The sequence below is a fragment of the Kribbella sp. NBC_01245 genome (genome assembly GCF_036226525.1).
In the GTDB taxonomy this organism is placed as follows: domain Bacteria; phylum Actinomycetota; class Actinomycetes; order Propionibacteriales; family Kribbellaceae; genus Kribbella.
In genome coordinates, this window is record NZ_CP108487.1 from 7911126 (window position 1) to 7924728 (window position 13603).

Here is a 13603-nt window from a genome sequence, read left to right on the forward strand (position 1 = left end):
TTCGAGTGCCTACCGAACTCCGAGGAGAGCCATGACCCGTACCGCCGCGCAGCTCCGCGAAGAGGCCGCCCGGTCGTACGACGCCTATCTCGCGTCGTGCCCGGCCCGCCAGCTGGTCGATCGGATCAGCGACAAGTGGGTGACGCTCATCCTGCCCGCGTTGGCGGATGGGCCCCAGCGCTACTCGGATCTGGGCCGCCGCATCGCCGGGGTCAGCCAGAAGATGCTCACGCAGACGTTGCGATCCCTGGAACGCGACGGCCTGATCACGCGACAGGTGACACCATCAGTGCCTGTGCGAGTCGACTACGAACTGACCGAGCTCGGGATGAGCCTGATGCCACTGATCAGCTGCATCAAGGGCTGGGCCGAGACCAACATGGACGCGGTTACCGAGGCCCGTGCCGCCTATGACGCGAATGCGGCCACATGACAGATCGCAGGGTGGTCGTGCTGGTGGTGCCGGCGTCAGGGGACTGGGCCCCACCCGGTCGCGACCCCGAGGCCTGGCGACTTGCGCTGGCCGAAGACACGTACGAGGTCTTGGCCGGCTTGGACCGGGTTGAGGTCGCAGTGGCTGTTGTAGGCGCTGACGCGGCGGCACTCGCGGAGATTGCGGCCCTGACCTGGCCGGGCACACCGGTTTACGCGGCCGATCCCGATCGCCCGGTGCTCTCCGCGATCGAACAAGCCGGTACGGCGGCCGCGGTGGTTGCGGTCAGCCACGACGTGCCGGACCTGCCGGGTCTCCTCGTCGGCAAGCTCTTCCGGGCGCTCGGTTCGGCCGATATCGCCGTCTGCCCGGCGACCGATGGCACGCTGGCGGCCATCGGGGTCAACCGGCCGACGGCTGAGTGGGTCGAGGCGTTCTCGCCTGGATTCGGGACGCGCCTCGCCGAGCTGGAGGTGGTCAAGCCCCGGCGGCACGCGGTGGGCGTCGGGCCGGGTTGGCACCGGTTGCAGGGGCTCGCGGACATCGCGCGGCTGGACCCGGGACTCGAGGGCTGGGACGTGACCCGCTCGATGCTGTCCGGGTAAGGGCTGTCCGGATATTTGCTGACTGGGTAACCTTCCGCCGCCAGGCTCGTTTGACTGATCAACGGGACAGATCCTGGCCATCGTCGCCGGGGCGCCTGCCGGTGCCGTTCAGGGGCGGTGATATCGGCAGACGCTTGCGGCGATGGCTCAGGGGACCTGGCCCGTTATCGCCGGATTCGCCATCGATCAGTTGACGAGCAGCCGGGCCGTCCGGGTGAGCTCCGCGACACTGTCGTCGATCCCGGCCGGAAGCTGCCCGATCGGGAACCAGGCCAGGTCTTTCGACTCGGCACTCAGCACGAACGCCTCGTCGGCACCCGAACGGACCAGATACTGCACATCCAGGTGGTACGCGTCGTCCCGGCCGCCGCAACGAACCTGATGCCGGGACAACAGCAACGGCTCGGCCCCGATGGCCAGACCGGGCAGGCCGGACTCCTCGGTTGCCTCGCGCAACGCCGCACCCGCGAGCGTCTCGTCACCCGGCTCGCAATGCCCACCGAGTTGCAGCCAGCGGTGGATCTTGCCGTGCAGGGTCAACAACACCCGCTCGCCGGCCTGATCCACGACGAGCGCGGAGGCGGTCAGATGCTCCGGCAACCGCGCCCGCGTCATGGCATCGTCGTACGTCGCGAGGTGGTGCAGGTAGTACTCCCGGAGTCGGCCCTGCTCGGTGTCAGGTGCCGCCCACCGGGTGAGTACGTCGACCGCGTCCGCGTGGAGCGGCCAGGTCATCGAGTCGGGCCGTCCGGCTTGCCCTCGTCCGTGTTGTCGCCATCCTCGCCCGGGGTGCCGCCCTCCGACTTGCCCTCCGGAGTTGTGCCTTCCGGGCTAGTCGCCTCGCCGTCGAGACCCTTGCGGTCGTTCTCGTCGAAGAAGTCGCTGATATCGATGTCGAGCTCAGCGGCCTGACCGGACGTGGTGGCGAAACCGATCGGGTCGTCCAGGTCGGTGGCCGTGGGCAACAAGTCCGGGTGGGACCAGTGCTCATCGCGACCCTCGATACCCCGGGCGTCGCGCACAGCCGCCCACAGGTTGGCGGCGTCGCGCAACCGGCGCGGCCGCAACTGCAGCCCGACCAGGGTGGCGAAGGTCTGCTCGGCCGGACCACCCGCGGCCCGGCGCCGCCGCACGGTCTCGGCGAGCTGCACCGCGGCCGGCATCCGGTCCTTGGTGGCCTCGCGGACCACATCGTCGACCCAGCCCTCGACCAGCGCGAGCGCGGTCTCGAGCCGGACCAGCGCCGCCTTCTGCTGCTCGGAGTCCTCCGGCTCGAACAGGCCGTCGGCGAGCGCGGCCTGCATGGCCTCCGGGTTCTGCATGTCGACGTCGGCCATCGCGCGCTCGATCTTGCCCGGGTCGACCTCGATCCCCGCGGCGTAGTCGGCCACAGTGGCGAGCAGGTGCTGCCGCAGCCACGGCACACCGGCGAAAAGTCGCTGATGCGCGCACTCGCGAAGAGCGAGATACAGCCGGACGTCCTCGTCGGTCAGGCCCAGACCTTCGGCGAACTTGGCGATGTTGTCCGGCACCAGCACGGCCTGACCGACCGGGCCGAGCGGCAGGCCGATATCGCCCGCACTGACCACCTCGCCGGCCAGCTCACCGAGTGCCTGACCCACCTGGGCACCGAAGATCGAGCCGCCGAGCTGACGCATCATGCCCGCCATCGGCCCGGCCAGCTGCTGGGCCTCGGCCGGTAGCGCGCTGCCCATCGCACCCGCGACGTGCTCGGCGACCGGATCCACGAGCGTCTGCCAGACCGGCAGGGTGTTCTCGATCCACTCCGCGCGACTCCACGCGGCGGAGGTGGCCGAGGCCTCGGGCAGGGTGGTGACCGGGTCGAGCCAGTGCTCCGCCAGCCGGACGGCGTCAGCCACCTGCTCCTGGTCGGTGGCCGTCATCGACCGGTCTCCGGCGGCGGCCGCGGTCTTACGGGCGATGTCCTTGGCGAGGTCCCAGTTCACCGGCTTGCCGTCGGCCGAACCGCTCAGCAGCTGCTGCACCTGCTGGAAGATCGCGTTCAGGTCGGGCATACCGCCCTGGCCGGCCTGACCGGCGGAGAACTGCTGGAACATGGCCTCGAACGGAGTTCCCTTGAACGGGTTGTCCGGTTCGTCGCTCATCGGTCGGGCCTTTCTGCTCTTACCTCTACGTGGCCGGCTGCTGCCTGCGGTCCGGGGCTACACCTCCTAACGTACTGCCCACCGCGTACGGTTCTTCTCTGGGCGAAGAACTGAGAGAAGATCTCAGTGAAGATTCAGGTAGACGCAATATCGTCGACCGGTTCGTCCAGCCGGCTAGTCCAGCTAGTCAGTCCAGCCAGTTCGTCCAGCTCGCCGAAGGGAGCAGGCAGATGACGCAGACGGTGATCAGGCTGCTCGACATCCGTGCGGAGGCGCTGTCCGCGGACGAGGTGCTGGCCGCGATCGCGGATCCGGCCGCCGGTGGCACCGCGTTGTTCATCGGCACGGTCCGCAACCACGACCACGACCAGTCGGTCGACGCGCTCGGTTATGAGGCCCACCCGGACGCCCTGGCGCGACTGCGCGAGGTCGCCGAGGAGATCGCCGCCGACTCCCGGGTGATCGCGCTGGCCGCCATCCACCGCACCGGTGATCTGGCCATCGGCGACGCCGCGGTGATCGTCGGGGTGTCCGCGGCACATCGCGACGCGGCCTTCGAGGCGAGCCGCCGGTTGATCGACGACCTGAAGGCCAAGGTCCCGATTTGGAAACACCAACGCTTCTCCGATGGTGCGACCGAGTGGGTCGGCGCTTGCTGACCCGTACGCTGGGCGCATGAAGGTACTGGCCTGGCTGGCGTTCCCCGTGATCGCCACCGTGCTCGCGATGTGCTGGGCGGCCTGGCGTGGCCGTGGCCGCGGACCTCGCCGGTCCGGTGGTGCCTTCGCGTCGGTGGACGATTTCCGCCGGTTCAGCGAGGCCATGATGGCGCCCGGCCCGCAGGCCACCCCGGTCAAGCGCGGGCTGTTCGGCCGTCGTAGTAAGGACAATCCGATCGTGGGGCAGGGGTCGTGACACGTCGTACCGCCACGTTGGTCACCTCGATCGTCACCCTGGTTCTCACCCTCGGCCTGGTGTCGCTCTTCCCGGTGAACTTCGTCTCCTTCAGTCCCGGCCCGGTCAAGGACACTCTCGGCCAGGCCAAGAACCAGCCCGTCATCGAGGTGAAGGGGTATGCGACCTTCCCGACCGACGGCCGGCTCGACCTGACCACGGTCTCGGTGACCTCCCCGGGCCGCGACCTGACTTTGCCGCAGGCGATGCGCAACTGGCTCGACCCACATCGCGACCTGTTCCCGCGTGACGTGATCTATCCGCCGGAGCAGACCGCCGACGAGGCCGAGCAGGAGAGCACGGCCGAGATGACCGGCTCGCAGGACAGCGCCGTCGCGGCCGCTCTGCAAGAGGCCGACGTGCCGTTCCACCCGAAGGTCTCGACGGTGTCGAAGGGCAGCCCGGCCGACGGCAAACTCAAGCCGAACGACGTGATCCTCACTGTGGACGGCGTTGCCGCGACCAAGGTCCCGCAGGTGGGTGAGCTGGTCCGGAAGAACAAGGTCGGCGACGCGGTCGTCTTCGGCATCCGCCGCAGCGGCACGGAACAGAGCATCACCGTGAAGGCGGCGGCCACGCCGGGCGACCCCAACCGCCCGATGGTCGGTATCTCGGTCGGCGTCGACTCGCCGGTCAAGGTCACCGTCAACCTCGGCCAGGACATCGGCGGACCCAGCGCGGGTCTGGCCTTCGCCCTGGCCATCTACGACAAGCTGACACCTGGTGGCTTGCTGGCCGGCAAACACGTCGCCAGCACAGGCACCATCGACGCACTCGGACAGGTCGGCCCGATCGGCGGTATCCAGCAGAAGATCGCGGGTGCCCGCAATGCCGGTGCGACCGTGTTCCTGGTGCCGGGGTCGAACTGCGATGCCGCCCTGCACGCCGGTGTCGACGGCATCCAGCTGGTGAAGGTCGAGACTCTGCATCAGGCCGTCACCGCCCTCACCGCACTCGCCAAGGGAAGTGGAGACGTCCCCGCATGCACCCCGTAGTCCCACCCGCGGACGACGCCGCCCGCCCAACCGTCGACCCCGATCCGGTCTCGCTCGGTGCCGAGGCACGGGCGCTGGCCGATGCCGTGGTCGAGATCGAGCGCCATGTCAGTGGCTCCGGCTGGGACCAGCCGGTGCAGTTGTTCGCCCTGGTGCCGACCGCGGAGCTGCTGGCCGCCGAGCCGGGCCTGGCCGACCAGCTCGGCGTCGACCCGGCTTCGTCGCCGTTGACGCCGGTCGCCCAGGGCGATCTTCCTGACGGCATGGACGATGACCACCTGGCCGAAGCGCTGGCCGGGATCGAATGGCCCGAGAGCGTGAGCGGTTGTGCCGTCGCCGTTGAGCGGATCGTCTTGCCCGCCACGGTCGAGGAGGACCTGCCCGAGGGCGCCGAGGCACGTGACGAGGAGATCCGCCGGATGGCCGGCAGCGACCCGCGCCGGCACGAGGTCCGGATGGTCGCCGGCGTGCTGCGGGACGGCGAACGATTCGGCGCGGTCCGGTTGCGCAATCATGATGAGGATTCCGCGGTGCTCACCGGCACCGAGTTGGTACCGACCCTGTGCGAGGTGCTGGCCCTGACCTTCGCGCCGTCGGCCGAGGGTGAAGAGTCGTACATCGACGAGGAGAGAAAAGCATGAGCGAGGGCATATACGACATGCCGGAGGAGCGTCGGCGACCGCCGCGCGGCTCCGGCCAGCGGCCCAGGGCGCTGGTGCCCACCATCGCCACGCTGGTCTTGTTGGTGATCCTGTTCAGCGTCTTCACCGACATCTGGACCCAGCGACTCTGGTACAAGTCGATCGAGCTCGGCTCGGTCTTCTCCACCGTGCTCGGCACCCGGGTGCTGCTGTTCGCGGTGATCGGTGTGCTGATGTCGGCCGCCGTGGTGGCGAACGTGATCATCGCCTACCGCACCCGGCCGCGGGTCGCCCTCGCGCCTTCGCCCAGCCCGGGCTTCGAGCGCTACGGCGAACTGCTGCAGCTGCGCCGCAAACTGACCATCGGCGTGCTGGCCGCGTTGATGCTCGTCTTCGGTGGCTCGGCCGCCTCGGGTGAGTGGAAGGTCTTCCTCGCCTGGCGCAACCGCACGCCGTTCGGGGTGAACGACCAGCACTTCGGCAAGGACATCTCGTTCTTCGTCTTCGACTATCCGTGGATGCGGGTGCTGCTCGGCTTCGGCTACTCGATCGTGCTGCTGTCGATCGTCGCCGCCGTCGTCACCCACTACCTGTACGGCGGCTTCCGTCCGTCGGCCAAGGGCCAGAAGGCCTCGGCTGCGGCGCAGGTCCAGTTCTCCGTATTGCTGGGTGTGCTCGTCCTGCTGAAGGCCTTCAGCTACTGGCTCGACCGGTATGGCCAGACCACCACGGACAGCCGGTTGTTCACAGGTATCTCCTACACAGGTGACAACGCGATCCTGCCCAGCAAGGAGATTCTCGCGGTCATAGCCCTGCTCTGCGCCGGGTTGTTCTTCGCGAACGTCGTGCGCAAGACGTGGCTGCTGCCCGGTGTCGGCACCGTCGTGCTGATCCTGTCGGCCGTCCTGCTCGGCGCGCTCTGGCCGGCCGCACTGCAGCAGATCCGGGTTCGCCCGAGCGAGCCGGACCGCGAAGGCCCGTACATCACCAAGAACATCACCGCCACGCGCCAGGCGTACGGCTTGGAGAATGTGAAGGTCGACACCTACGCGGCGACGACCAACACCACGCCGAACCAGCTGGCCAAGGACGCCGAGGTGCTGCCCGGTATCCGGCTGATCGACCCGAGCGTGGTCGGCCCGGCCTTCGAGCAGCTCCAGCAGGTCCGTGGCTTCTACGCGTTCCCGGCAGTGCTCGACGTGGACCGCTACAAGATCGGCACGAAGGTCGTCGACACCGTCATCGGTGTCCGCGAGGTGCAGATCAGCGGCCTGCCGCAAGGCCAGCGCAACTGGAACAACGACCACACGGTCTACACCCACGGCTACGGCGTGGTCTCGGCCGACGGCAACAAGCGCGATGCCGAAGGTGAGCCGGTTTGGTCCTCGCAAGACATCCCGCCGAAGAGCCAGCTCGGTACCTACGAACCCCGGATCTACTTCGGCGAGCAGTCTCCGGACTACTCGATCGTCGGTGGCAACAAGGCCGCGCCGGTCGAGCTGGACACCCCGGAGGGCTCGGCCACCGACCAGCCGAAGATGTTCAACTACGAGGGCAAGGGTGGTGTGCCGGTCGGCTCGTTCTTCAACCAGCTGCTCTTCGCCACCAAGTTCCGCGACCTGAACGTGATGCTGTCCGGTCGTGTCACCGACACCTCGAAGATCCTCTTCGACCGTCACCCGCGTGACCGGGTCGAGAAGGCCGCGCCGTGGCTGACGGTCGACGGTGACCCGTACCCCGCGGTCGTCGACGGCCGGGTGGTCTGGATCCTCGACGGCTACACCACCAGCGCGAACTACCCGTACTCGCAGAAGGTCTCGCTGGAGGACAGCACCGATGACGCGCTGACCGACCGTGGCGCCGTCGCCGTGCAGGCCAGTGAGGACATCAACTACATCCGCAACTCGGTCAAGGCCGTGGTCGACGCCTACGACGGCTCGGTCGACCTGTATGGCTGGGACGAGTCGGACCCGCTGCTGAAGACCTGGTCGAAGGCGTTCCCGGGCACGATCAAGCCGCGCTCGGAGATCTCGCCCGGACTGATGTCGCACCTGCGCTACCCGGAGGACATGTTCAAGGTCCAGCGGGATCTGCTCGCGAAGTACCACGTGACCAACCCCGGCACCTGGTACTCCAACAGCGACCTGTGGCGCGTCCCCGTCGACCCGACCCAGGGCAGCGCCGCGGAGAACGCGCGGAAGCAGCCGCCGTTCTACCTGTCGCTGCGGATGCCGGATCAGACGGAGTCGAGATTCTCGCTGACCTCGGTCTATGTGCCCAACCAACGGGATAACCTCGCTTCCTTCCTGGCAGTGGATGCCGAGGCCTCTTCCGAGGACTACGGCCAATTCCGGATCCTGCGATTGCCCGATACCAACCAGATCGACGGTCCGGGCCAGGTGGCGAACCAGTTCCAGACCAACGAACAGATCCGGCAGGCCCTGTTGCCGTACACCGGGCCGACGTCCGGCGCTCGCGCCGAATACGGCAACCTGCTGACCCTCCCGGTCGGCGGTGGTCTGCTCTATGTCCAGCCGGTCTACTCCAGCCGGGCAGCGGCCTCAGGTTCATACCCGGTGCTGCGGTTCGTCCTGGTCGGTTTCGGTAACAAGGTGGCGTTCGGTACGACGCTGCAGGAGGCGCTCGACAAGGTCTTCAGTGGTAACGCCGGCGTCGACGACCCGAACGACCCGAAGCCGGATCCGGATCCGGAGAACCAGACCGTCAAGGCAGCACTCGCCGAGGCACAAGCCGCCTTCGTCGAGGCGGACGCGGCACTGAAGAAGGGCGACCTGGCCGGCTACCAGGCAGCGATCCGCAAGGCGCAGGCCGCCATCGCGCGGGCTACCAGCGCCAACAACGCGACGCCGCCGCCCACCCCGGGCACGCCCAATCCGACGGCAACCCCGACGGGTGGTGGCGGCACCACGCCGTCCGCACCTCCGTCCACCCCGACGGGTGGGGGAGGCCCGGCCGCCGTACCGCCGCCATTCCCGCAACCAAGTGGCGGCCGCCCCTTGGCCCCGCCCCTGGTCACCCCATCAGGAGGCTGAGCAGCATCTGATCACCCGACGCCCGGGAAACCTGCGCAAGACCGGCAGGTCTCCCGGGCGTCGCTGCTTCGTTGGCCGGGCCGGCGTCAGGCGCTGGTCTCCGGGCGGAAGCCGGCGGCGGTTTGCAGGAGGTCGTCCTCGGTGAACCGGTCGCGGTCGATGCTCACCTCGGCGGCCAGGCCGGGGGAGAGGAACCAGAACACCTGGTTGTCGACCGTGTAACCGCTGTAAGGCCCGACCTGCACGGCCGTGAGCTTCCAGTCGGCCGGATCCTTCTCGTGGTACTCGGTCAGGAATGTGCGCAGCGCCTCGAGGTCGGTGATACCGGCACCGCGCACGGTCTTCACGGTCAGATCGACCTTGGTCGCACCCTCGGGATCCGGCCCGGTTTCCCAGACCCGACTATGGAAGCTGACGTCCTCCCACTCGTACTCGAAGTCGCTCGGCGAGCCGAGGCCCGCAGGCAGATGGGTGATCGCGAAGCCGTCCAAAGGTCTCACCGGTTCCGATAGGTGGGCACTCGACTGCGCCCAGTGCGGGACTGCTGATGCTGGAGCCACCGGCCCGGTTGCCAAGGCGGCGAAGACGGTCACACCGAGCACGATGCCGGTCACAATACGGCGACGAGGACTGATTCTCATGGCACTACCTCCTCCGAGTTGGCGGCCACCTGCCCCGATGCCGGTGGACCGCCGTGCAGAGAAGGTGCCGTCATCCCGTCAGCTGTGCGCAGACAACTTTCGGCTGTGGACAAAGGGCGAATCAGTAGCCGAGGTGCCGGTGCAGGCGGAGGAACGTCTCGCGATAGCCGAGTTTCGGCCAGGTCCGGGAGGAAAGCAGATTCGTCACCCGCCAGTCGGTCACCAGCGCCTCGAAACCATCGCCGGCAGCCCAACTCCCGACCGCTCGCGCCAACGCTTGCCCGGCGCCCGACCCGCGCGCATCCGGGAAGACCGCCGCGAAAGCGAGAATCGCCGCGTGATCCGGCCGGGCAAGTCCGACATGGGTGGACGACTTCTCCAACGGACAACCGATCGCCGATCCGATCACGCGCCCATCGTGCTCGGCGACAAAGCTGGCGTAGTACTCGCTGTCGATGTCCTCCTCCCACTCCTTCCGAGCCTCCTCCAGCGTTCCGACCTGGCCGGCCGAGAAGACGGGGGACAACCCTTGGTGGGCGGGCAGTGCGAGGTCCAGTTCCGCAAGGACATCGATGTCGTCGCGCTCGGCTCGACGTACGACTAGACCATCCGGCACCACCAGCGGTTCGGTAGGCGGCGCCATGACCGCATGCGCGTGCTGCGCACCAAAGCCGAGGCGGAACCACGCGTCGACCAGCGCGACGTCGTCGGACGGTACGAGCGCGTAGTGCGCCAGCTTGCCCTCGTCGTACCAACGAGTGGCAGCGACGCCGTACAAGTCGCGCATCGTCTCGGCATCACCCGCGGCCATGCCGGCGGCCTCGACCCAGACATTCGGGCCCCAGACGGGCGAGGCCTTCGGAGCGCCGAGGACGTAGCCGACGACCTCAGTCCCGTCGACCGCGACGGCCCCTGAGGCGCCTTCGGACTGCCAGACCGTGGTGACCTCGGCCAAAGTAGTTGCCTCGTCCTCGTATCTCGGCGACAGCAACGGACTGGTACGACGGTGCTTCGCGTGCCGGTCAGCGAGAAGCCGTGCGGCAGCAGGAAGATCGGCCGCCGCGAACGGCCGGATGTTCGGATACGCCATAGTCGTGAACGTACGCCGACCACGCTTTCGCGGCACCGGGTTTTCCGGCCCGCACGGGTATTCGATTTGGTTGCGCCCCACGGATCGACTAGGCTGAAGCCGTAAGACAGCGGCGCGGGGTGGAGCAGCTCGGTAGCTCGCTGGGCTCATAACCCAGAGGTCGCAGGTTCAAATCCTGCCCCCGCTACTTCATTCAGGCCCGGAATCCACGGATTCCGGGCCTGAATGCATTTGAGACTTGACCCGGTCGTCAGACGGTCGCCGTCACCACTTCTGCAAGATGAGGAGGTGGCGCATGGCGTCGTCGCCGAAGCTGCTCCTGCACTCCGCGCCCTGCGTTTGGAACTCGCCACGGTTTGGCAGTGAGCCCCAGGTCTGACCGTCGAAGTGGTAGATGATGCTGAAGAACACCTGGCTCGCGGTCAGAAGGTCCCCGTCGAGGCCCCCTCGGAACGCGGCCGTGCCGTCGGAACCTGCCACGAAGGACGAGGCGTCCGGCAGTTGGCCCGGGTCGACGCTGGGCAGGGCCAGTGTCCGTTCGACGCCGGGACACAGGGGATTCTCCGAATCGGGGTTGAGCGTACCCCAGAAGACGGAGTAGACCCCTCCCGGGACCAAACCGCTGAACCTCAGTCGGACGTCCGTGCGGGCGTTCGACTTGCCACTCGTGCGCACCGCTGAGGTCGCCGATGCCGCGGACCAGGCCCCCCAGGTGAGGTTCAGGTTCACGCCTGCGTTGTTGAACAGTGGGGCGGACGGGTCGGTCGTCGCGTCCGGGTTCCGTAGCGTCGACCCGACGATGACGAACACGTCGCCCTCGTAGACCTCCACGGCGTCGGCCTGATCCGGTGGTGCCGCCCAGGCAGGCGGTGCTGCGGCGACGAGCGCGAGGGTCGCGGTCATGGCAACGGCCGCGAACAGGGTCCTCCATTTGGTTGTCTTCGTCATGGTCCCTCCCAGATCTGATCGTCCTGGTCTGACCATCCGCCTGCGGTGCGGTCGTTGGGAACAGCACGGCCCGGACGTCCACGAACCGTAAGAACTCGCGGTCAGCCCGAAACATCGCCTCAGCCGTCGCCGCGAGGGCGCAGGCCAGGAGGGGGGCGGCCACATTTGGTTCACCGATTGACAGCGTGCGGGCGAGTGAGATGCTGGAAGGTGCTTGACGGCTCGCTCCGCTCCGGCGGGACCAAGTCAGTTCGTGACGTGGTCAGGGGGCGGGGAAGATGCGCAGAGTTCTGTTCGCCGCGAGTGCTCTTGGCAGCATGGCGGTGGCTCAGGTGTTCGTTGCAGCCGGACCTTCGGCGGCGACATTTCCGGCGGACAACGGCGGCCGCATTGCGTTCGTCAGCAATAGCCCGGGCAACTACGACATCTTCACGATGAGCCCCGGCGGGACCACTAAGCGCAATCTCACGAACAGCCCGGGATCCGACACCGGACCGCGCTGGTCGCCCGACGGCAGCAAGATTGTCTTCAGCAGCCTCCGCGACGGCCAGCGCGAGATCTACTTGATGAACCACGACGGTTCGAACCCCACCCGGCTGACCAACCACCCGGCCAGCGACACCTTCCCCGATTGGTCCCCCGATGGTTCGAAGCTCGTCTTCACCAGCACCCGGGACGGGACCCCGCCCTGTGATCCCAGCACCACGGTCCTGCCCCCCTTCCATCTGTTCGTGATGGACGCCGACGGCACCGACGTCACGCCGTTGACCTCCGACCCTGCGTTTATCGATCTGCAGGCGCACATCTCGCCGGACGGCCTTCGGGTCGTGTTCACCCGGACCCGCGGCTGCTTCCCCGACGACCAGCGGGCCATCCACGTGATGAACCTGGATGGGTCGGGCCTGCAGCAGCTGACCCCGTGGGAGATGCAGGCTGTCGAGCCGGACTGGTCACCGTCCGGACACCAGATCGCGTTCAACGACAATGTCTGCCCGATCTGCGTCCAGCTGGCCAACCTCTGGATCATGAATGCTGACGGGACGCAGAAGAAGCAGCTCACCGCGGACTCCGGCGACAACGTCCGGCCGACGTTCTCGCCGGACGGCACCAGGCTCACGTTCACGAAGGATCCGCCGCCGGGCGGAGAACTCGCGCCCGAGGACATCTACGTGATGAACCTCGACGGCACCGGCGCGAAGAACCTGACCAACACGCCCGCCGTGGACGACTTGGCTTCGGTTTGGCGTCCCAAGCCCCGCTGAAGTGGCCGGCGGGTGAGCTCGATTTGGTTGCGCAACGGCCATCCCATAGACTCCTGGTTGTAAGACAGCGGCGCGGGGTGGAGCAGCTCGGTAGCTCGCTGGGCTCATAACCCAGAGGTCACAGGTTCAAATCCTGTCCCCGCTACAAAGGAAGGCCCGGACCACACGGTCCGGGCCTTCGTCTTTAGGTAGACCTTGATCTCATCTGCCGAGCACGTCGCGTTCTCCTGGATCGCGGGCCGGGTCCTGCGCGGGCAGCGCGTCGATCGCCCAGTCTGAGCGCTTCCACTCCGGGACCGGCGTCAGGCAGTCGTTGTGTGGCACAAACCGGGACCGCCGTACGAGCTCGTAGCGGTGGATGTAGCGCGGACAGTTCGGATAGACGGCTCGCGGACGGACCCGTACGACGAACTGGGCCTCGGGATAGTCGTCCCGAAGCGGGTCAGCCAGGTCGATACTCGCCACGCCGTCCAGTCGCATCCGGTGGCCTCGCTCGAAGTCGATGAACAGCATCCCGACGTCTGGATTCACCAGGATGTTGCCGGCGGACAGGTACATGCCGTTCCCGTCGTAGTTGGGAAAGACCACCGTTTGCGGATCCAGCACGCGGACGAACCCCGGCTCGCCGCCCTTGTAGGAACACGTCGGTCGTCCCTCGGCGTCGGCCGTCGCGAGGAAGAACATGTCGCGAGCCTCGATGAAGGCACGATCGCCCTCGCTGATGGTGTCGCCAACGAGCAGCCCATCGATACGGTCCGCCAGCGCCCGCGTATCGAACCGATCCTGCAGCGACCGACTGCCGTCATGAAACCCGGACGCCATCTCCCCTCCAGACGAGGCAAGGTCACCCAAACC

At 67.6% G+C, this 13603-nt stretch carries 14 protein-coding genes and 2 tRNA genes; 10 read left to right on the top strand and 6 right to left on the bottom strand.

Going from position 1 to position 13603, the window contains the following annotated elements:
• Positions 1-31: 31 nt before the first annotated feature.
• Both OG394_RS36430 and OG394_RS36435 read left to right on the top strand, forming a co-directional pair.
• Positions 32-433 (top strand): winged helix-turn-helix transcriptional regulator, encoded by a 402-nt coding sequence (locus tag OG394_RS36430; RefSeq protein WP_328991827.1) that lies wholly within the window; start codon positions 32-34, stop codon positions 431-433.
• Entirely contained in the window at positions 430-1038 is a 609-nt protein-coding gene (locus tag OG394_RS36435) for a DUF2064 domain-containing protein (RefSeq protein ID WP_328991828.1), read from the top strand. The genes OG394_RS36430 and OG394_RS36435 overlap by 4 nt, the downstream gene beginning before the upstream one ends.
• Positions 1039-1224: 186 nt before the next feature.
• Here OG394_RS36435 and OG394_RS36440 read toward each other — a convergent pair whose 3' ends face one another.
• Complete coding sequence (locus OG394_RS36440; RefSeq protein ID WP_328991829.1) at positions 1225-1773, bottom strand: NUDIX hydrolase; 549 nt, start codon at positions 1771-1773, stop codon at positions 1225-1227.
• A complete protein-coding gene (locus OG394_RS36445; RefSeq protein ID WP_328991830.1) occupies positions 1770-3164 on the bottom strand; it encodes a zinc-dependent metalloprotease in 1395 nt (464 codons plus the stop codon). Before OG394_RS36445 ends, OG394_RS36440 begins: the two co-directional genes overlap by 4 nt.
• Positions 3165-3394: 230 nt before the next feature.
• Between OG394_RS36445 and OG394_RS36450 the strand changes: the two genes are divergently transcribed.
• Genes OG394_RS36450 through OG394_RS36470 form a run of 5 tightly spaced genes read left to right on the top strand, consistent with a single transcriptional unit; the run spans position 3395 to position 8807 of the window.
• Positions 3395-3823: a molybdenum cofactor biosynthesis protein MoaE gene (locus OG394_RS36450; RefSeq protein ID WP_328991831.1), complete on the top strand. Its 429-nt coding sequence runs from the start codon at positions 3395-3397 to the stop codon at positions 3821-3823.
• A 16-nt stretch (positions 3824-3839) separates the two neighbouring features.
• A complete protein-coding gene (locus tag OG394_RS36455) occupies positions 3840-4079 on the top strand; it encodes a hypothetical protein (RefSeq protein ID WP_328991832.1) in 240 nt (79 codons plus the stop codon).
• The gene (locus OG394_RS36460; protein ID WP_328991833.1) at positions 4076-5113 is read left to right on the top strand and encodes a YlbL family protein; all 1038 of its coding nucleotides are present in this window, start codon (positions 4076-4078) and stop codon (positions 5111-5113) included. Before OG394_RS36455 ends, OG394_RS36460 begins: the two co-directional genes overlap by 4 nt.
• Positions 5101-5754 (top strand): PPA1309 family protein, encoded by a 654-nt coding sequence (locus OG394_RS36465; protein ID WP_328991834.1) that lies wholly within the window; start codon positions 5101-5103, stop codon positions 5752-5754. Before OG394_RS36460 ends, OG394_RS36465 begins: the two co-directional genes overlap by 13 nt.
• Positions 5751-8807, top strand: a complete 3057-nt coding sequence (locus OG394_RS36470) for a UPF0182 family membrane protein (protein WP_328991835.1) — start codon at positions 5751-5753, stop codon at positions 8805-8807. The genes OG394_RS36465 and OG394_RS36470 overlap by 4 nt, the downstream gene beginning before the upstream one ends.
• 86 nt (positions 8808-8893) lie before the next feature.
• Here OG394_RS36470 and OG394_RS36475 read toward each other — a convergent pair whose 3' ends face one another.
• Complete coding sequence (locus OG394_RS36475) at positions 8894-9448, bottom strand: hypothetical protein (protein WP_328991836.1); 555 nt, start codon at positions 9446-9448, stop codon at positions 8894-8896.
• 121 nt (positions 9449-9569) lie between these two features.
• A complete protein-coding gene (locus OG394_RS36480; RefSeq protein WP_328991837.1) occupies positions 9570-10538 on the bottom strand; it encodes a GNAT family N-acetyltransferase in 969 nt (322 codons plus the stop codon).
• 113 nt (positions 10539-10651) lie between these two features.
• Here OG394_RS36480 and OG394_RS36485 point away from each other — a divergent pair.
• A tRNA-Met gene (locus OG394_RS36485) sits at positions 10652-10725 on the top strand.
• 77 nt (positions 10726-10802) lie between these two features.
• Here OG394_RS36485 and OG394_RS36490 read toward each other — a convergent pair.
• Positions 10803-11486 (bottom strand): hypothetical protein, encoded by a 684-nt coding sequence (locus OG394_RS36490; RefSeq protein WP_328991838.1) that lies wholly within the window; start codon positions 11484-11486, stop codon positions 10803-10805.
• Between the two features lie 278 nt (positions 11487-11764).
• Between OG394_RS36490 and OG394_RS36495 the strand changes: the two genes are divergently transcribed.
• A complete protein-coding gene (locus OG394_RS36495; RefSeq protein ID WP_328991840.1) occupies positions 11765-12748 on the top strand; it encodes a TolB family protein in 984 nt (327 codons plus the stop codon).
• A gap of 71 nt (positions 12749-12819) precedes the next feature.
• Positions 12820-12893, top strand: a tRNA-Met gene (locus OG394_RS36500).
• 56 nt (positions 12894-12949) lie between these two features.
• Here OG394_RS36500 and OG394_RS36505 read toward each other — a convergent pair.
• Positions 12950-13570 carry a pyridoxamine 5'-phosphate oxidase family protein gene (locus OG394_RS36505; protein ID WP_328991842.1) on the bottom strand — a complete coding sequence of 207 codons (621 nt, stop codon included), beginning with the start codon at positions 13568-13570 and terminating at the stop codon, positions 12950-12952.
• Positions 13571-13603 lie beyond the last annotated feature (33 nt).

Coding starts and splice junctions, on each gene's coding strand:
- OG394_RS36430 (WP_328991827.1), top strand. CDS start 32: ATGACCCGTACCGCCGCGCAGCTCCGCGAAGAGGCCGCCCGGTCGTAC.
- OG394_RS36435 (WP_328991828.1), top strand. CDS start 430: ATGACAGATCGCAGGGTGGTCGTGCTGGTGGTGCCGGCGTCAGGGGAC.
- OG394_RS36440 (WP_328991829.1), bottom strand. CDS start 1,773: ATGACCTGGCCGCTCCACGCGGACGCGGTCGACGTACTCACCCGGTGG.
- OG394_RS36445 (WP_328991830.1), bottom strand. CDS start 3,164: ATGAGCGACGAACCGGACAACCCGTTCAAGGGAACTCCGTTCGAGGCC.
- OG394_RS36450 (WP_328991831.1), top strand. CDS start 3,395: ATGACGCAGACGGTGATCAGGCTGCTCGACATCCGTGCGGAGGCGCTG.
- OG394_RS36455 (WP_328991832.1), top strand. CDS start 3,840: ATGAAGGTACTGGCCTGGCTGGCGTTCCCCGTGATCGCCACCGTGCTC.
- OG394_RS36465 (WP_328991834.1), top strand. CDS start 5,101: ATGCACCCCGTAGTCCCACCCGCGGACGACGCCGCCCGCCCAACCGTC.
- OG394_RS36470 (WP_328991835.1), top strand. CDS start 5,751: ATGAGCGAGGGCATATACGACATGCCGGAGGAGCGTCGGCGACCGCCG.
- OG394_RS36475 (WP_328991836.1), bottom strand. CDS start 9,448: ATGAGAATCAGTCCTCGTCGCCGTATTGTGACCGGCATCGTGCTCGGT.
- OG394_RS36480 (WP_328991837.1), bottom strand. CDS start 10,538: ATGGCGTATCCGAACATCCGGCCGTTCGCGGCGGCCGATCTTCCTGCT.
- OG394_RS36490 (WP_328991838.1), bottom strand. CDS start 11,486: ATGACGAAGACAACCAAATGGAGGACCCTGTTCGCGGCCGTTGCCATG.
- OG394_RS36495 (WP_328991840.1), top strand. CDS start 11,765: ATGCGCAGAGTTCTGTTCGCCGCGAGTGCTCTTGGCAGCATGGCGGTG.
- OG394_RS36505 (WP_328991842.1), bottom strand. CDS start 13,570: ATGGCGTCCGGGTTTCATGACGGCAGTCGGTCGCTGCAGGATCGGTTC.